This is a genomic window from Cytobacillus sp. Hz8 (genome assembly GCF_042263505.1).
In the GTDB taxonomy this organism is placed as follows: Bacteria; Bacillota; Bacilli; order Bacillales; family Cytobacillaceae; genus Bacillus_BE.
The window spans coordinates 33,430-50,665 of record NZ_JBHKFI010000008.1 but is presented as its reverse complement, the minus strand read 5'-3'; the positions used below and the strand labels follow the sequence as shown (position 1 = coordinate 50,665).

20 protein-coding genes and 1 pseudogene are annotated in these 17,236 nt (G+C 34.9%); 12 read left to right on the top strand and 9 right to left on the bottom strand.

The window, feature by feature from the left end:
- Positions 1-2 precede the first annotated feature (2 nt).
- Together ACE38V_RS11535 and ACE38V_RS11530 are read right to left on the bottom strand one after the other, a co-directional pair.
- A pseudogene (locus tag ACE38V_RS11535) lies at positions 3-587 on the bottom strand (transposase); the annotation flags it as partial.
- Between the two features lie 172 nt (positions 588-759).
- Positions 760-1,656, bottom strand: a complete 897-nt coding sequence (locus ACE38V_RS11530; protein WP_375841396.1) for a LysR substrate-binding domain-containing protein — start codon at positions 1,654-1,656, stop codon at positions 760-762.
- 264 nt (positions 1,657-1,920) lie between these two features.
- Between ACE38V_RS11530 and ACE38V_RS11525 the strand changes: the two genes are divergently transcribed.
- The 9 genes from ACE38V_RS11525 (at position 1,921) to ACE38V_RS11485 (ending at position 8,455) form a co-directional block, all read left to right on the top strand.
- Positions 1,921-3,123, top strand: coding sequence for an MFS transporter (locus ACE38V_RS11525; RefSeq protein ID WP_375841395.1), 1,203 nt, complete (start codon positions 1,921-1,923; stop codon positions 3,121-3,123).
- Positions 3,124-4,072: 949 nt separating this feature from the next.
- On the top strand, positions 4,073-4,873 hold the full coding sequence (locus ACE38V_RS11520; protein ID WP_375841394.1) for a CPBP family intramembrane glutamic endopeptidase: 801 nt from the start codon (positions 4,073-4,075) through the stop codon (positions 4,871-4,873).
- Between the two features lie 135 nt (positions 4,874-5,008).
- On the top strand, positions 5,009-5,431 hold the full coding sequence (locus tag ACE38V_RS11515; protein ID WP_375841393.1) for a VOC family protein: 423 nt from the start codon (positions 5,009-5,011) through the stop codon (positions 5,429-5,431).
- Positions 5,432-5,694: 263 nt separating this feature from the next.
- Positions 5,695-5,928: a hypothetical protein gene (locus ACE38V_RS11510; RefSeq protein WP_375841392.1), complete on the top strand. Its 234-nt coding sequence runs from the start codon at positions 5,695-5,697 to the stop codon at positions 5,926-5,928.
- Between the two features lie 7 nt (positions 5,929-5,935).
- A complete protein-coding gene (locus ACE38V_RS11505) occupies positions 5,936-6,295 on the top strand; it encodes a hypothetical protein (RefSeq protein ID WP_375841391.1) in 360 nt (119 codons plus the stop codon).
- Positions 6,295-6,432, top strand: coding sequence for a hypothetical protein (locus tag ACE38V_RS11500; RefSeq protein ID WP_375841390.1), 138 nt, complete (start codon positions 6,295-6,297; stop codon positions 6,430-6,432). Before ACE38V_RS11505 ends, ACE38V_RS11500 begins: the two co-directional genes overlap by 1 nt.
- Positions 6,433-6,582: 150 nt before the next feature.
- Positions 6,583-7,527, top strand: coding sequence for a hypothetical protein (locus ACE38V_RS11495; RefSeq protein ID WP_375841389.1), 945 nt, complete (start codon positions 6,583-6,585; stop codon positions 7,525-7,527).
- Between the two features lie 156 nt (positions 7,528-7,683).
- On the top strand, positions 7,684-7,851 hold the full coding sequence (locus ACE38V_RS11490) for a hypothetical protein (protein WP_375841388.1): 168 nt from the start codon (positions 7,684-7,686) through the stop codon (positions 7,849-7,851).
- A 112-nt stretch (positions 7,852-7,963) separates the two neighbouring features.
- On the top strand, positions 7,964-8,455 hold the full coding sequence (locus ACE38V_RS11485) for a CBO0543 family protein (RefSeq protein ID WP_375841387.1): 492 nt from the start codon (positions 7,964-7,966) through the stop codon (positions 8,453-8,455).
- A 143-nt stretch (positions 8,456-8,598) separates the two neighbouring features.
- On the opposite strand, the gene ACE38V_RS11480 is transcribed toward ACE38V_RS11485, so the two are convergent.
- Positions 8,599-9,507: a PhzF family isomerase gene (locus ACE38V_RS11480; protein ID WP_375841528.1), complete on the bottom strand. Its 909-nt coding sequence runs from the start codon at positions 9,505-9,507 to the stop codon at positions 8,599-8,601.
- Between the two features lie 464 nt (positions 9,508-9,971).
- Here ACE38V_RS11480 and ACE38V_RS11475 point away from each other — a divergent pair, with 464 nt between their 5' ends.
- Positions 9,972-10,160, top strand: a complete 189-nt coding sequence (locus ACE38V_RS11475) for a DUF4083 family protein (RefSeq protein WP_375841386.1) — start codon at positions 9,972-9,974, stop codon at positions 10,158-10,160.
- Positions 10,161-10,955: 795 nt separating this feature from the next.
- Here ACE38V_RS11475 and ACE38V_RS11470 read toward each other — a convergent pair.
- The 3 genes from ACE38V_RS11470 to ACE38V_RS11460 all read right to left on the bottom strand — a co-directional run bounded on the left by ACE38V_RS11470 (position 10,956) and on the right by ACE38V_RS11460 (position 12,631).
- Positions 10,956-11,408 carry a VOC family protein gene (locus ACE38V_RS11470; protein WP_375841385.1) on the bottom strand — a complete coding sequence of 151 codons (453 nt, stop codon included), beginning with the start codon at positions 11,406-11,408 and terminating at the stop codon, positions 10,956-10,958.
- 178 nt (positions 11,409-11,586) lie between these two features.
- On the bottom strand, positions 11,587-11,748 hold the full coding sequence (locus ACE38V_RS11465; RefSeq protein WP_375841384.1) for a hypothetical protein: 162 nt from the start codon (positions 11,746-11,748) through the stop codon (positions 11,587-11,589).
- Positions 11,749-11,992: 244 nt separating this feature from the next.
- Entirely contained in the window at positions 11,993-12,631 is a 639-nt protein-coding gene (locus ACE38V_RS11460) for a TetR/AcrR family transcriptional regulator (protein ID WP_375841383.1), read from the bottom strand.
- 180 nt (positions 12,632-12,811) lie between these two features.
- Here ACE38V_RS11460 and ACE38V_RS11455 point away from each other — a divergent pair, with 180 nt between their 5' ends.
- On the top strand, positions 12,812-13,711 hold the full coding sequence (locus ACE38V_RS11455) for an SDR family oxidoreductase (RefSeq protein WP_375841382.1): 900 nt from the start codon (positions 12,812-12,814) through the stop codon (positions 13,709-13,711).
- A gap of 192 nt (positions 13,712-13,903) precedes the next feature.
- On the opposite strand, the gene ACE38V_RS11450 is transcribed toward ACE38V_RS11455, so the two are convergent.
- A complete protein-coding gene (locus ACE38V_RS11450; protein WP_375841381.1) occupies positions 13,904-14,203 on the bottom strand; it encodes an ArsR/SmtB family transcription factor in 300 nt (99 codons plus the stop codon).
- 100 nt (positions 14,204-14,303) lie between these two features.
- On the opposite strand from ACE38V_RS11450, the gene ACE38V_RS11445 reads away from it, so the two are divergent.
- Positions 14,304-14,657, top strand: a complete 354-nt coding sequence (locus tag ACE38V_RS11445) for a nuclear transport factor 2 family protein (RefSeq protein WP_375841380.1) — start codon at positions 14,304-14,306, stop codon at positions 14,655-14,657.
- A gap of 1,115 nt (positions 14,658-15,772) precedes the next feature.
- Here the strand turns inward: ACE38V_RS11445 and ACE38V_RS11440 are convergent.
- Together ACE38V_RS11440 and ACE38V_RS11435 are read right to left on the bottom strand one after the other, a co-directional pair.
- Positions 15,773-16,696: a stage II sporulation protein P gene (locus ACE38V_RS11440; protein WP_375841379.1), complete on the bottom strand. Its 924-nt coding sequence runs from the start codon at positions 16,694-16,696 to the stop codon at positions 15,773-15,775.
- Complete coding sequence (locus ACE38V_RS11435; protein ID WP_375841378.1) at positions 16,686-17,225, bottom strand: RNA polymerase sigma factor; 540 nt, start codon at positions 17,223-17,225, stop codon at positions 16,686-16,688. The genes ACE38V_RS11440 and ACE38V_RS11435 overlap by 11 nt, the downstream gene beginning before the upstream one ends.
- Positions 17,226-17,236 lie beyond the last annotated feature (11 nt).

Below are 17,236 nucleotides of genomic sequence, written 5' to 3'. Positions count from 1 at the left end.
TACGTATTAACTCCTACCTCCAATATTTTCCCTGCATTTTTTCCATTTATGCACTGCTCTCTTAAAGGACAGCTTCTGCATTTTTCCTTTTCAAAATAATATCGATAAGTTTGTTTTCCATTCTTACGTACCTTATGACCTTTTTTAACGGTTTGATTTCCCTGATCACAAAACCACTCATCTGAATCTTTGTTGTAGCTGTATATTTCTTCATCTACACGATAGACCATTTCACTTACAGGTATGTATGGCTTAGCTTCTATTTCTTTAATATTGTCTAAAATAGACTTTTTAAAATAGGCTTTATCTCTGTATACTTCTTTAATAATTACACCACTTTTTTTCGTTTGTTCCATTAGTTCATCGAATTGTGTTCCATCCACATAAGCTCCACTATTTACTCCTACAGCTGTGATAATTCGTTCCTCAATGGTCATCATAAATTCCGTTTTATATCCAAAAAAGTGATCAGTTTTACTCTTGTGTCCTACCCGTGCATCCTGATCAGCAATCGAACGTACGTACCCCTTTTTATTCAATAAGTTGGGGTCGGCTAATATTTGTTTTGCGCTTTCCTTGATTTCCCTGTGTCCTTTTTACAATATCGGTTGCAATACCATTCAAGCATAATCTTATTCACAAATTCAGCCTAAGATTAAAAGAAAAGCCCATTCTGAGATTTCTCCAGAATGAGCTTTCCTTTCAATCAGCACTTACGTACTGGGACAAGGAACCTGTCCCCTTGTCCCTATTACAAAGCTATATTTCGACATATTCCAAAAATTTCTTTATTAATCTGTATTGACTTCGATTTTTCAAATAAATTCCACCGACTAAAAGATTAAAGTTAAATGGGTAACCCAAGGGAATAGCACTAATCTTCCCACTTTCCAAATAGGGATCGTCTTTTAGCATTAAACTAGTCATCAAACCTATACCCAACCCCTCTGATACAGTTTTCTTAACTACCTCCGAGTTGGTTGTTTTAAAAATAATATTTAGTGGTCCATAATGTTTCTCAAAATCCTCAATTAAATTATTATATATACTTCTATCATAAATAACAAAGGGATAATCCTTAACATCCATTAGCTGTAATTCTTTGCTTAGAGCTAGCTCTGAGTTTTTTGGGACTATAATATTAATTTTCCCTTGATAATGAAATGATTGAAATGTAATATGTTCTGGCAACTTTTCTCCGACATTATTAAATAATGTAATTAATCCCACATCAACTTTGTCTTGCCCCACCTCTTTTATAACATCTTTACTTTCTATTTCTTTAATCATTACATTTATTTGTGGAAAATCTTTTCTAAATTTAGACAGTGTTCTAGGCAAAAATGTTATAAATATGCTTGGACTTGTAGCAATTTTTAATTCCCCGCTATAAGAAGATGTTATAGATTGAACTTCTTCTTTTAATTCATCAGCCTTTTTTAAGATTTCAAGTATTTTTCTAATAATTTTCTTCCCTTCTTCTGTTGGAATGGTCCCAAGCCGTGACCGTTTAAATATTTGGACTCCAAATTCTTTTTCTAATAAAGAAATCGATTGACTGATTGCTGATTGTGAAACGTGTAGATTATCCGCTGCAATAGACATTGATTTCGTTTCAATCACTTCCTTTATATACTCCAGCTGTTCAAAGTTCATTAAATCCCTTCTTGTATCAGTTTTGCTTATGTTATCATCACTAATTATAATTTTACATTAATATTAATTAACAATATAATCAAATATGTGATTCGATTAGGAGTGATGAAAATGAAACTTCAAACTTAAAACCCACTCATTTACTTTAATGAATAAAAATATTATATATGTAGAATTTTAATGTTTATACCAATATAAAATGGCCTCAAAAGAAGAACAGGTCAAATAATTAATGGTAGAAAAGAGAAAAGAGGTTCATGAAAATTGGATAAACCGAATTTATGGACAAAAGATTTTTTTATTGTATCTTTAACTAATTTTTTTCTTTATTTTATTTATTTTTTATTAGTTGCAAGTATTACTGCATTTACAGCAGATAAGTTTCATGCCTCTACAAGTATGAGTGGGTTGGCAGCAGGTATTTTTATAATAGGAATGCTTTTTGGCCGTCTTTATTCAGGTAAATATATAGACCTTATTGGATGGAAGAAGATGCTCTATATCGGAATTATTTTTTCGATTATAACGATACTCCTATATTTTACCGTTATAAACCTATCCATTCTTTTAATTGTCCGCTTTTTACACGGTATCGGATTTGGAATAGCCTCGACAGCAACAGGGACAATAGTTTCGAGCGTTATTCCAGATGAACGTAGAGGTGAAGGCACCGGTTACTATGCATTAAGTACAACCATTGCTTCCGCAATTGGTCCTTTTTTCGGTATATTTATTAATCAGCATATGGGATTTAAGATGAACTTTGTCGTGTGTACTGTGATAATTGTGTTAAGCTTCTTATCTTCCCTTTTTCTAAAAGTACCAAAAATGGAATTTAATCAAGAGCAATTAAACAACATGAAGGGCTTTAAGCTAAGTAACTTCTTCGAACTGAAGGCACTTCCAATTTCAATTGTAAGTATTTTCATTGGTATTGCTTATTCCAGTATTCTTTCGTATCTTAACTCATATGCGCAACAAATTCATTTAGTTGATGTCGCGAGTTTCTTCTTTATTGTTTATTCTATAGCTACTTTAGTATCAAGGCCATTCACAGGACGGTTGTTTGATCTTAAAGGAGAAAATTTTGTGATGTATCCCACTTTTATTATTTTTGCTATCGGTTTATTGATGGTAAGTCATGTTCATCATGGAGCTATGCTTTTGTTATCTGCCGTTTTTATCGGGCCAGGCTATGGGACATATCTTTCTAGCGCTCAAGCTATAGCTGTTAAGGTTTCACCTCATGATCGAATGGGCTTGGCAACATCCACATTCTTTATGTTTGCAGATTTTGGTGCAGGTTTCGGCCCGTTTTTACTTGGACTTTTAATCCCTGTCATAGGTTTTTCAAACTTATATGTAATAATGGCCATCGTAGTTTTAGCTGCTGCTATTTTATATTATTTCTTGCATGGAAGAAATAAAGGTTGTGTAACATCATTACGAGAAGAAACCTCAAGGTAAATAAATGATAACAGGTTTCCTAATTTTAGTAAGAATATCACCAACTAATTTTTCTTTTGGTGATGAAAATTCATCGATTTAAGAAAAAGCACTTCATAGTTAGAGTGCTTTTTACTTTGGAATAGGTGGATGAACTATCACTCATAAAATAAAACTAAAGAGTGTTCTCACTCTTTCGGTATCCTATACAATCTGGCTTGATTGTGGAAGACTGCTCTTATGGAAATCAATTAACCTTGTATAATAGCTAAAACATTTTTGATTATTTCAAATGTACGAAGTGGTAAGCTGTCTGTCATTCATTGGTACACTTTTTATCATACAGTGGTAAAAACTATGACAAGGATGGTACATTTCATTGGCCGTAATCAATTTGGGGCACGTTCAAACCTGTCCCTATGTCCCTTTGCGGGTTTGGTAGCTCTTCTAAATGTTCTGCAGGAATTAACAACTCGTCCAAATCCTCGTGATAAAATTCATAGGCTTCATAACTTACATCCTCCTTTTTTACTCGATATTAAAGGTAGTTTTCATTCTCACTACAAACCATTCAACATAAATCATCCAAAATCCCCCTCAAATAGAAATAGCCCTAACTCCGCAAAAAGGAATTAGGGCTGTTATTTATCTTACATGATTATAATATAAGCTTATCTTTCTATTTGATTTGGTTGCCAAGTTAAAAAGAAAAGCCCATTCTGAGATTTCTCTCGAATGAGCTTTTCTTCCAATCAACACTTACGTGCTGGGACGAGGAACCTGTCCCAGTGTCCCTTAATAATGCTATAATTGGGCTTAGAAGCAAATCGATAAATTAGAATTTGTAATGGAGATTATTTATATTTTGTGCGGAGCGCAACTTTGCAGAAAGCAAACATTAGGTGATAAAAGTCAAAGCGTCCATCCATTAAAATTTAATGTATACTTCAAAACGTGAGGTGAAGAAATCGTGACAGACAAAAAAATCACAGTACAATTTACGATGCTGACATTTTGCATAGCCTATCTTGTGTCAGGTACTTTGATTGTTCTTGGGCAATTCGGATATTCGGTTCACAATTGGGTTCACTCGTTACAGCAATTCGGGATGAATATCCCTTTTGCAATCTATATTTTGTCGCCCGCTATTGCTTCATATATCGTTCTGAAGAAAAATAACAAAATAGCCGGTTTCAAGGAATGGTTGAGAACTGTTTTTTATGCCAAAAATAGCATATCTCTCTATTTGTTCGTTGTTGCAGGACTTGCACTGTATTTTTTGATACATATTGCAGTTTCAGGCCGCACGGAAATGGTGCTTCCATTTTATACGTTCTTTCTTTCCCTGCTTGGTAATCTTATTATCGGTGGCTTGGAGGAAGCTGGCTGGATGTACATACTGCAGCCTGAGCTTGACAAAAAATACGGTTTTGTTTTGTCTTCTGTTTTTACTGGAATCATTTGGATTTTATGGCATATCCCTCTCTTCTTCATTCCGGGGACGAATCACGGAGAGGGACTCATTAACTTTTGGATGTTTGCAGTTCAACTCATTGCGTTTCGGTTTTTCAACGGGGCAATCTACAAAATATCAGGAAAAGGCCGTGTGTTTATGTGCGTATTATTCCACACCATGTTCAATGCGGCATCCCCCATCTTTGGCACCATGACTATGACTTGGGCGGGAACCATTGCCGCAAATGCTGTGATTGTTCTTGTTTCAATTGTAACCGTTGTGATATACAACAAAAAGAACAGGCGAATAGTATAAGCATAATCCGTGTTCGCCAAATTCCAGTTTGTTGAATATCAGTTTACATAATAAAAAGTTGTATTTAACGGTATAATTTACCTATCATATATTGAAGTTTGGCTTTATTTATAACAAGAAAGGATGGTTAGTAAAATGATACAATCTGTTGTTCATATCGCTCTGGTAGTTAAAGATTATGATGAAGCAATTGAGTTTTACACGAAGAAACTACATTTTTCGTTAATTGAAGATACATACCAACCCGAACAAAATAAACGTTGGGTAGTAATATCACCACCAAGCTCGTCTGGAACTACTATATTGCTTGCAAGGGCTTTAAATCCAGAGCAAATATCTTTCATTGGAAATCAAACTGGTGGAAGAGTCTTTCTCTTCCTCGGGACAGATGACTTTTGGAGAGATTATAATGAAATGGTAGCCAAAGGAATTGAATTTGTTAGAAAACCAAAGGAACAATCTTATGGTATTGTTGCAGTATTCAAAGATTTATACGGGAACTTATGGGATTTAGTTCAATTTAAAGAAAGCCATCAAATGTTTCAACGTGTAAAATAGACTAAACTAACAAGATAACCTTATTACATAAATTTATAGACAGGTTGTGGAGAATAGGGAAACCCAAGAGAATTGAGTTTCCTTTTTTTGTTTAGATTATCAACATTAAAATTTAACAGAGCCTATTAAAAAAGAACCCCAAACAACCCTTACGGGCAGTTTGAGGTTCTTCCTCATAACTTATTTTAAAACTATTAAGTTATTTACCAATAATAAATTATTGGATATTGAGGAGGGACAAGAAACCTGTCCACGTGTCCCTTTTGAATTTAGTTGCTAAAATTTTCTTCACATCTTATTCACACACTGATGGAGTTGGTACATGGCGATATAAATACTCAAGAATTATTGATATTTCTATGGCATTAAATCCTATTAAAGTATCAAAATATATGTCTGTGATTCATGGTGTCGCCACAAATACTGTAAATCCAGGACAAAATGTAAACTGTGTTTTAGGACCTACCGCAAATACAGAGTTTTTATTAGGAGGATGATTATATAATGGCTAAAAGTATTCTTGTAACAAATGAAGGTATTGTAATTGGGTATTCTGATAATTTACTAATAATTGATGAAAATACTGTAGCAATTTCCCCAAATAAGAGATTTGCAAAATCTGCTTATAGTGAAATTATAGAAATGAACGAAATACCTTTAGACTATCAAGATTATAAATATAAATATGATAAATTAAATGGCTTTATCCTAAATGAAAATAGTGTTGAGCCACAAGAAATAGTAGATCCTAATCAATTAAGAGAAGAAAACGTGGCTTTAAAACAGCAAGTGCAAGAATTAACAGAAAAACAAGCGTTAATGCAACAAGCCCTAGATGATTTAATTCTAGGAGGTACTTTATAATGGCAGATTATATGGGGCAAAGAATCATTGACGAAGCCTACACTTACGAATATGTCATATCCAAGCGCCCAGACCTTAAATCGGGTATTGACGTTTATTTAATGGAAAAGGAAAGACAGGATTTGATTACTCAGTAATTAATTTGCAGGAAATTCCCTCCTTTTGTCGAAATTAGTAGGCGAATGGAGGATTTGATTACACAATAAACAAACAATGTTTTTAATTGAAAATAATATTTTATTTGCCGATTAATATAGTAAAGATAATTTACTATTAGGGGTGGAAAAATGGGATTAAAGATGCCTGAAGCATTTTATAAAGTGGAAAATGAAAAAATAACAGTTGATGAAGCGAGAGAACGTGGTATTAAAAAGGATTTACAATGTATTTCCAAATGTTGCAGGGTTGAGCTTTCATATGTTGGTCCATATAAACGTAAGTATAGTGATAAGGTAGTCATCGTTAGAGATTATTTTAAATTGGCAAGTAACAAGCAACATGATGAAAATTGTAAATTTAATACAGAAGGTCAAGTGAAAATTATTGCTCGTAATTCTGATGGAATATTAACGAGTATAAATAACAAAGAATATAATTTTAGATTGAATTTGCTTGCGTCGTCTTTGAATAAAATTAAACAAAATCGCCAATTGGATAATAATACTATACTTGATGAAGCTATTAATAGTGGACAAAAAAACAAAACATATGAAAATCAGGGTAAACTTGATTCTTATTTATCAACGATGAATAAAATAATGAAATTACGATCCGAAATTGAAGAAAATAAGGAGTTAAGTGGTCTTGTTAAGTTAGAATTTGGTGATCAAAGTATTAACTGGAACAAGTTTTATTATTCAACCGAAGAGTATATTAAATGTTTTAATTACTTAAACAGGAATAAAATAAATCATCCAATTTGTATTGAAGGGAAAATAGGTGAAATTAAAAAACCATCTGCCAGTTATCCATATTACTCAATCGAACTAAAGAAACCATGGATCGAGGAAGCTGATCCAGATGGATTTATTAGAATACCTTCTGTTTCGATTACTGTATTTAATGAATCAATTGCCAAAGATATTATGAGCAAAATGGAAGAAGGAAATGAGTATATTGCATTTTATTCTTTCATAAAAGTAAATTCTAATAGTTATGGAGAAAGAACAAAATTTTTAAATATAAGAGGTTCTATTTATCATAGAAAACAGGTTCATGTTTTTTCCATCTAGCTAATATATCGTTATTGAACTATATTCGTTGAAAAGAGCGCTAATTGCGTTCTTTTTTAATTCATATCATGATACACATTAATACTTATTAATGTGTATTGATAAATATTTATCGTTGATGGACAATATTACCATACATAAATGGAGGTGGTAATGTTGGCATCAAAGCGACATAACATCACCTTAGATCCGGCTGTTTATGAAGAATTTTGTAAGTACGCCGGCAAGAAAGGTATTAAAGTTTCAACTTGGATTGCAGTAAAAATGAAGGAGTTCATTGAAGAAGAACAGATGATTGAAGAAATGAGGAAGAAGCGCTCTTGATAGAGTGCTTTTTTCATGGACTTTTTTATGTATGAACTAATACTTATAACCACCCTTGGAGGACTAAAAATGTAATTGTAGGGAATAATACACTTTAAAAGGAGGGTAAGGTATGAGGAAAAGGAGGGATAAAGTCATCTTGATTTTGTGTTTAATATTAACGACCTTATCGTTAATTGCATTCATACCTAAACATAAAATAAGAGAAGCTCAGGTAGCATTTCTATTTAAACAGGTTGTGACTTGGCTTTTTGGGCTGTTTGTTGTTGAAAAAAATCTTATTTCTTATCCAACTCGTCTCTTTTTTAAAAAGGCAAATAAATCAAGTTTTTCGTTTGAATACTATATCTACCCAGCACTTTGTGCATTGTTCAATGTTTATTATCCCGAAAAGAGTAATAAAACAATAAAGTTTCTTTATAACCTTCTTTACCCATCATTCATAACTATTTTTGAAATACTTGCTGTTAAATACACAAGTCTTATTCGCTATAATAAATGGAAATGGTATTGGAGTTTTATCACTCTTTGGATTACCAATTATATTTCACGGATTTACCATAGATGGTTTTTCAAAGTAGAATGCAACACATATCACACTTAAAAAATTAATAGCAGTGAGATTTCACTTTTCGAAATCTCTGCTTTCTTGTTTATAATTATCGCAAATGTCTTTTACTCTTCAAATACTAATTACGCAAAAGATATGGATTAGTTAATCCGTTTTTAGTCTTCCACCTCAAATAATCAATTTAATAATAATTCAGACTTAAATGCTATTACAGCGTTTCCTGAAACTTTAACTTCTTCAGGCTCATTATTTTCGATCTTAACTTCAACTTCAATAGTCCCTGGACGTTTAATAGCTTCTCCTTGTTTAGCTGTAAATTTAAACAATGAATTATTGTGATTTACCAGCTGATGATGAACCAAATAAGCTCCTAAAGGTCCATTAGCATTTCCAGTTACAGGATCTTCATTTATGCCTATAGCAGGAGCGAGCATTCGTCCGTGTACTAAAGTATTACTATCCTCAAAATCAACAGTGAAAACATAATACCCGTTACAGCCGATAATACTGCTTAGATTTGCTAAACCATTGAAATTGGGTTGTAATGTGTTCAAGCATTCAATACTTTTAATACCGAGCATTACCTTAGAATGACCAGTTGAAACGATCTGTATTGGATAATTTTCCAATAGGTCGTTATCGCTTATATTTAAGTAAGATACAAGACTATCTTTATGTATTCCATCAATTATATCGCCAAATTCAATTTTCCCCTGTGTCATAATAATTCGGTAATCACTCTGTTCCTTAATGATATCAACAGGTAAAATTCCAGCTCCAGTTTTTTGATAAACCCTGCAAGATTCTAGTTTGTTCTCAATCGCACGAGCATAATGTGCTGCTATAGTAGCGTGTCCACATATGGGAACTTCATTTGTTGGAGTGAAAAATCGTACATGAACATCATACATGCTATTATCTGAAGATAAAATAAAGGCTGTTTCAGAGTTGTTTAGTTCTCTGGCTATTTTCTGCATTTCATTTGATGTTAACCCATCAGCATTTGTGATTACTCCAGCTGGATTACCAGTAAGTTTCTCCTTTGTAAACGAATCAATTTGGTACAAATTGAATTTTTTCATTATATCGTCTCTCCCAACAACATTTTCTTAGAAAGATTATTCAGACGAATAACAGCAAGTTTTATATATAATTATGATATTTTCTTTAGAATTGTCTATAATCAAAATATTTTTATGACAAAACAATATTTTTCAATGAACAAATAATTTTGGCTTTTAACTCTTCATTGTACTTTCTTTTGAATTTATTTATTTAAATTTATCATAAAAACACACCAATTTCCTTCTTAAAGTATTCTGTCAGTTAGTTTAAGTTCAATCCTTCATCATCCTGTTGTATTTTTACATAAATATGGCAGTTTTCTTAAAGAAAGTTCTTCAATTAAATGGCCCTTTTCATGAAGAAAGACGCTTTTCTTATTTTAGAAACGCGCCCTATTCTTGAATTAGATACTTAATTATCCACAGAATACGGTTATTGGAAATATAGTCCAATTCTGATAAACTTCATGGGGGGGGGATAAATTTTGAACATCAATTGGGGCGATATACTTTTTCAGGCTTTTAGCTTAATATGGGTATTTTTTATTATTGTTCTAATGGTTTACGTAATAAGGTTTTTTAAGAATAAAAGACAAGAGAGCCAAAAAATTACGACCTTAGAAAAGAAACTTGATAGGATTATTGAATTACTCGAAAAGGATAAGAGCGAATAATAAAAAGGCGCAATTTCTTACTCCTGAGTTGCGCCCTTAAATGGAATAACTATGATATGGACTCAGCCTTAAAATCAAATAATTGTTCTTCTACTAACGCCCTTTAGCTTAATGAGAAGAAAGAGAAAAACCATTCAACTCTTGTTTCAAAGTGTTTAAGAACATAATGAAAGCCTCACATACTAATTAAAAAGTTCAAAACTATATACTTCTTCTTTACAATTTACGCAATATCCTTTTCCATTTGTTAATGGAACTGGGCAACCACAATCACAATACTTCAATTCTTTTCTATTGGTTTCTAAAGATAAAAATCTATTGCCGCAATATTTACATTTTGTTAAGTAGCTATTATTTTCTTTATTGCATTTAGAACATTTCAATTTTTATCTTCTTCCTCAACAATTCATTTTTTCCAAATACTACCTTATCCTTAGATTAGCATAACAACCCTATCACATCAATGAAAAGAGTATCTGCTGCTTATTGTAGATACGCGCCCTTTTATTGAATAAGAATTTTCTTCAAATCGAGACGGATTGGCATATAACGTTTTCGCATTCACAAACCCTTCGAGCCTTAGAACGAAGTTCTTAGGCTCGAAGGGTTGTCGCTTGAATCTGCTTCCCTGCTTCTTCTCCTGGCGACCAAGGGGCTCGGAAAGTCCCACAGCGTGAATGCTGTGTTATATGACGTACCCGACTTCTTCGAGTTACTTTCACACTGCTTTTCTGTTTCAATTTTTACTTCAGTAATGTATATTTCAGTAAAGGCTTTTTATAAAACGTCACTTACTTATTTGTTACCGAGTTGTTCCGCCAAACCGATTAGAAGTCCTTCGGTTCCACGAATGTAGCAGAGCCGATACGAGTCCTCGTACTGAACCACTTCGCCAACGAGCTGAGCACCATACTTAGTAAGTCTGGATACCATTTCGTCAATGTCTTCAACGGTGAACATGACACGTAGATAACCGAGGGCGTTTACAGGAGCAGTCCGGTGATCTGATATAGTAGGTGGGGTGAGAAATCGCGAAAGTTCAAGTCGGCTGTGGCCATCTGGGGTAACCATCGTAGCAATCTCTACGCACTGAGAACCCAGTCCGGTTACGCGACCAGCCCATTCACCTTCGACAGTGGCTCGCCCTTCGAGGTTCAAGCCAATCTCCTCGAAGAAAGAGATTGCGTCATCAAGGGATTCTACAACGATGCCGACATTGTCCATTCTTAGTAATTTGTTTTTTGCCATAGTTTTATCTCCTTATGTGTAAAAATTTATTACCTGATCATCTTCATAATTATTCTATTCAAAAATTACAAATTCCTTCCAAACAAAAAACACCTTGTCACAGTTCATGATAACAAAGAAAAGTCACAGTATAGGAAAATGTGAAATTGGATTTTCGGGTATGTCATATAACATCTTGTTAACGAACAACACTTCGTAAACCCTCTGCTATTGGATTATTCGCGAACCTAATTTCGTGAATGCCATCATGTTCAAATAGTTTCAAAAATTCAATACCGTAGTTGCTATTCGATAAAACAACTTGGACTTCCCCACAAAATATTCCTGCTCTGTACTCCATTAAATGGCCCTTTTCATGAAGAAAGACGCTTTTCTTATTTTAGAAACGCGCCCGATTGTTTAATATCATTATTTAAGATACGTTACGGTTCACTCCAATTAATCCTAAACAACCTTTATATGAATTACCAATAAATTTCTTGAACTCTTCCTCCACAATCTGGCTCTTTACATGAAGAAAGAGCACAATTCTTATTGCAGAATTGCGCCCTATTGCTGAAGACAATCTGAGAGCGCAAACATGATTATGAAATGGTTTGTAAAACTTTAGAAACCTCTTTTTCAATAACGGAATCATCTACGGTATCTAAATGTTCAGGCTTAAGCAATTGATATTGCTTCATTTTATAAAAATCTATAATCGCTTGTTTCAAGGTAACATCATACTGAATTGAAAATGAGGGTTCCATGAAACGCCGCAACACAGCGTCATCTTGAACCATAAACAACACCGCATTCAATTTGTTGAATATCTTCTGCTTCATCCCGGATTCAAAAAAGGTTTGTAATTTTTTAATTCGACTTTGTTGTGCAGCTGCAAGATCCTCAAAATGGTGCGGGTAAAATTCTTTGAGATCACTTAAGAACAAATCAGATATAAAAGTTACACATATCAACGATTGCAAAAACGTCATTTGAAAGCGTTCAACATAAGAGACGGAATCATCTTTTACAACGGTATCAGCCCCTTGCAAGTAATTAATATAATACATTACAACCCGTTGAATGATTTCATCTTTGGATGAAAAATGCTTATAAAGTGTCACTTTGCTGATATCCATATATTTTGCGATATCGTCTATTTTTAGTTGGCTGAATTTGTTTCTTCTTATAACGGGTTTTATTTTTTCAATATATTGATCGACGCTCACGGTTTTTCTCACGAAATGAAACCTCCTTTGACACTTATATTATACCGAAATCGCTTTGTTATCACAAACGCATTTTACGTGGATTATTAAATTAACTATTTTAATTAAAATAGTTTACTTTGTTAATTTGGTGTTGTATAATTTTTTTGTAACTGAACATTCTGATTGGAAATATCCAAAGGAGGTAAGAATATGCGTGTTTTTGTTACAGGAGCGACAGGCTTCATCGGAACTGCGGTTGTCCGTGAACTCATCGAGGCAGGGCATCAGGTCGTCGGCCTTGCTCGTTCAGACAAATCTGCCGATACATTAAAGGTTGCAGGGGCCAAGGTGCACCGCGGTTCCCTCGACGATCTTGACAGCCTTCGCAGCGGTGCCTCTGCTGCGGACGGCGTCATTCATCTAGCGTTTAAGCACGACTTCTCAGAATTCGACAAGGCGGTCGCAGACGATCTACGTGCCGTCAAGACAATGGGGGAAGTGCTTGAGGGTACGGGCAAACCGTTCGTGATCACCTCGGGAACATTGATGCTCACATACGTACTCCCGCCAGGGCAAATCGGGACGGAAAAGGATGTGGTCGACAACTCAGTGCCTCGGGGTGAAGCGGAGAACGTGGTTATCTCGCTGGCTGAGCGCGGGGTACGGTCAGCGTTCCTCCGTCTTCCACCTTCTGTGCACGGCGAGACAAGGGCTGGTTTCGTCTCAAGTCTGATCGACATTGCTCGTGACAAAGGCTTCTCGGCGTACATCGGTGACGGATCCAACCGCTGGCCAGCTGTGCACTACCTCGATGCGGCGCGTCTGTTCCGGTTGGCGTTGGAAGACGCCCCAGCGGGATCTATACTACATGGGGTTGGCGAAGAGGGTGTACCAGTCCGTGACATCGCCCAAGTTATCGGTCGCCACCTGGACCTACCGGTGGTTAATCTTTCCAAAGAAGAGGCAGCCGCCCACTTCGGCTTTTTCGGTGCCTTTGCATCGATCGACAACACAACGTCGAGTGCACTGACTCAGGAACGCTTTGGATGGCAGCCAGTGCATCCTAAGCTCATTCCAGACCTCGAAAAAGGACATTACTTCAGCAACTAAAGGTACAGAGGGCAGAAAAAAATCTGCCCTCTGTTTCATTAAAAGGAGATGATTCACCTTTCGCCTTATTCTATTAAATGGTCCTTTTCATGAAGAAAGACGCTTTTCTTATTTTAGAAACGCGCCCGATTCTGGAATACGCTACTACATATTATCATCGTACTGCGCAACATTTTACCTAAATTGCGTTTCTTACTTTGCTTTTACTACGCTCTCCAAGAGTCCCGGAAATCGTTGATTCATTTCTTTTTGCCGCAGTGTCATGTAACTATGACGCCCATCACGTTTTATATGTATAAGACCGCACTCCCTTAATGTACGGTAATGATGGGATAAATTACTCTTTTTTCCCAAGTCCTCAAATACAGCACAGCTTTGCTCTCCTGACTTATAAAGGCGCTTAACGACTGTTAAGCGAATGGGATCACTAAGAGCATATAAAACTTGTTCAACTTTAATGCCATCTAGATCAGGATGAAAAAACTCACGCATTGAATTATCTCCTCTATTACTTGATATTTGCATTCTACACAATTAACTCCTATACTTCAATTGTTCGATAATTTATAAACAATTGAAAGGATGATGTGACATGAATTCACTTGATACTTATTTTAGGTTATCTGACACCGCTGGTAGCAATAGTGATGACTTTAATAGCCTGATTGCTTTGTTTGATCCAAATGGAACTATTGAACCTGCAAGTGGTTCTTCATTTACTGGACGTGAAGAAATAACAAATTTCTTCCATGAATTTTTCGAAAAAAATGTAAAATTAAGACATGTTTGGATCACAACAAAACAAGAAGATGGCTACCAAACAATGTGGGCAGTTGCGGCGTTAGGAAAAGATGGTCATGTGTTTAGCCTGGAGGGAAATGATTATGCCAAATTGAATAAAGATGGTCTTATTTCTCACCTAAAAGTGGTCATTAAAAGTAATTAATTTGGGTCGTAAAAATATACTATTTCAACCTAGGGGTGCTAGATGGCATCCCTCTAATTATTATTAGCTACCTTCATTTAGTTTTTCTTCATCCCTTCCTCTCTTATTTCGCAATATATTTTCAAATGTGCAGTACTCTTGTTAAAGATGATAACTAAAAAGGACACAATCCCTTGCACCTGAAAAGCACCCTTTTATGGAATATGGTCTTAACCCAAAAATCATTTAATTCTTGTGTTGGTGCCTCCCGTGGGAGGTAAACCTCTATTAGTCTTACAAGAACCTTATTAACCGATAAAAATTTGCCTTGCATGATTAAATAATTCTTTATTAGTCTAGTGGCTATCCCTCCACGTTCATTACACGCTTCAACGGTACTGCCACCACTTTCACTGATATGAGGAAAAGTTATATAGTCGCTATTCTCACGATTATTTTCCTTTTCAACGCTTCACCGAGAGTAAGCTCTCCACGTTATCAGCTTACAACGTTGAGTTCCATCTATTATGGAACAAACTTAGGTGCTTCCTATGAGCCTGTTAGCATTACATGTGCCTGTAACACAAGATGGATTTTTATATTCTTGATTCTTACTCATCCACAGCTAACCCTACATTTAGTAGTAAATACATTTCTATATAACGCGCTTAAAGACCCGTACAATCAGAAGTTCGTCAGCAAAACATTATGTTATTATATTTCATTGCATTCTCACCATATTTGTTCAACCCAAGCACCATGATCTACACCACCCCATCGGGTAGGCTTTCGTCAACCGGACTGTTACGGTAAATTCTCATGCCTATTAGTCGAGCTTATAACACGATTTCCCCTACTAAACAGCGTGCTAATCGACGCAGGGGGGCCTTTCAGAGCGTTACCTCCTCATTCGATTCCTCGATATAACCCTTCAGTTTTAGGAATCTAAAACTGCCTGACCTTTACCGAAATTGCGTGACCACATTTCATTTGAGCCAGGAACATTTCGCACCAAGGATAGCGCCCGATTGTTGAAGATCGTTCTTGAAGTAAAGCCCCCGTTACATTTAAGTGTAATTCTTCACAATTAGTTCTCTTAAAAAAAGAAGCTGCCGTAGCAGCCACTTATGAAAACACTATTGTTTTTTTTGTTTAGTCCAATCTGAAAGGATTTCTTTAATAATTTCTGAAAGAACATCTACAGTTCTATATTCCTCATCCAATGTGTTTTCATGTCCACCAATTTCTAATAAAACAGAGTTACCAAATAGGTCTTGATTATAAGTATTTTGATTTGGTGGATTGTCTTTAACAAAAACTCCTCTTGATAAGTGAGGATATCTTTCTTCAATATATTTATGAAGCAGCTCAGCAAACTTTAAATTTACTTCGTAATTGACACTTGTTTTGGATACTATAAATGCAATCCTTGGATAATCTTTTCCATCCAAATTAATCGTGGTCTCACTTCTCTTTCGTGAATCCCTGTGTATATCAAAAACCATTTGAATCGTCTTGTTATTTGTTAAGGCTTCTTCCAGTGGCTCTCTAGAAACTTTATATGAATCCATGAATGGTAAGTTCTTTTCTTTTAGAATTCCCATTATGTTGGTATTATCATGGATGGAATTTATACCTCTATTTCTTAATGATTGGCTTAATCTCTCGCCAACTAATGTAATATTTTTCGTATCGTGAAACGCTTCAATAGGGTCATTTGTTTTAGATTCCGTGAAAAAAGATTCTAAATTGTGTGATTGATAAATAAAAACTAAAGGGTCTTGATTGTTTACAGTTGTTGTTGATGAATTTCTTTCCTGAAGGGTATTATGATTGTTGGAAATAACATCTTTTCCGCCTAAAAAGAAAAACCATGAAATAGCTACGACACATATTACAATACTGGTTGAAGTGAAAGAGAATTGTTTAATCCTTTTTTTTCTATTTATTTTCCTGGCAGTTTGTTTAAGATTAGTTGCTGTGGCTGAGACAAACTCCTCTCTAGGGTTGAGTGGATATGCTTCTTTAATTAAATCAAATAAGTCTTTATCAGTTTGCATTTCCAATAACCTCCTCTGCATCCAATTTCAATTTCTTTTTAAGTTCTTTTAAGGCTCTGTGATAATCTACCTTGACCTTAGACTCGCTATATTGAAGGATTTCGGATGTCTCCTTAATTGAGAATTCGTTTATACCTCTTAATATTACTACCGCCCTATAGTTTGGTTTTAACTTTGAAATTGCTCTGTGAACAAGCCTTTTCATTTCGTTTTGTTCATATACTTCATTTGGTTCTTTTTCAGTTGATACCATATATTTAAAAAATCCATCCGTGAAGAGGGAAGAAAATCTTCTTTTCCGATAATGGTCAATTGCAACATGCTTCGCGATTGAAAATATCCAAGTTTTTAAGTTAACAATACTGTTAATGTTAGACAGGTTATTTAGGACTCGAATAAACACTTCTTGGGTTAAATCCTCAGCATCGTTTTGATTACCAGAAAAACACATAAGAAACCGATACACTTCTAAATAATAGCGTTGATAGATAATATCAATCTGTGCCTCTAAATTTTTATTATCAAACAAAGCGTTCCCCC

Coding starts and splice junctions, on each gene's coding strand:
- ACE38V_RS11500 (WP_375841390.1), top strand. CDS start 6,295: ATGGCAGATTATATGGGGCAAAGAATCATTGACGAAGCCTACACTTAC.
- ACE38V_RS11505 (WP_375841391.1), top strand. CDS start 5,936: ATGGCTAAAAGTATTCTTGTAACAAATGAAGGTATTGTAATTGGGTAT.
- ACE38V_RS11440 (WP_375841379.1), bottom strand. CDS start 16,696: ATGCAAACTGATAAAGACTTATTTGATTTAATTAAAGAAGCATATCCA.
- ACE38V_RS11450 (WP_375841381.1), bottom strand. CDS start 14,203: ATGCGTGAGTTTTTTCATCCTGATCTAGATGGCATTAAAGTTGAACAA.
- ACE38V_RS11470 (WP_375841385.1), bottom strand. CDS start 11,408: ATGGCAAAAAACAAATTACTAAGAATGGACAATGTCGGCATCGTTGTA.
- ACE38V_RS11465 (WP_375841384.1), bottom strand. CDS start 11,748: ATGGAGTACAGAGCAGGAATATTTTGTGGGGAAGTCCAAGTTGTTTTA.
- ACE38V_RS11485 (WP_375841387.1), top strand. CDS start 7,964: ATGAGGAAAAGGAGGGATAAAGTCATCTTGATTTTGTGTTTAATATTA.
- ACE38V_RS11445 (WP_375841380.1), top strand. CDS start 14,304: ATGAATTCACTTGATACTTATTTTAGGTTATCTGACACCGCTGGTAGC.
- ACE38V_RS11455 (WP_375841382.1), top strand. CDS start 12,812: ATGCGTGTTTTTGTTACAGGAGCGACAGGCTTCATCGGAACTGCGGTT.
- ACE38V_RS11530 (WP_375841396.1), bottom strand. CDS start 1,656: ATGAACTTTGAACAGCTGGAGTATATAAAGGAAGTGATTGAAACGAAA.
- ACE38V_RS11515 (WP_375841393.1), top strand. CDS start 5,009: ATGATACAATCTGTTGTTCATATCGCTCTGGTAGTTAAAGATTATGAT.
- ACE38V_RS11495 (WP_375841389.1), top strand. CDS start 6,583: ATGGGATTAAAGATGCCTGAAGCATTTTATAAAGTGGAAAATGAAAAA.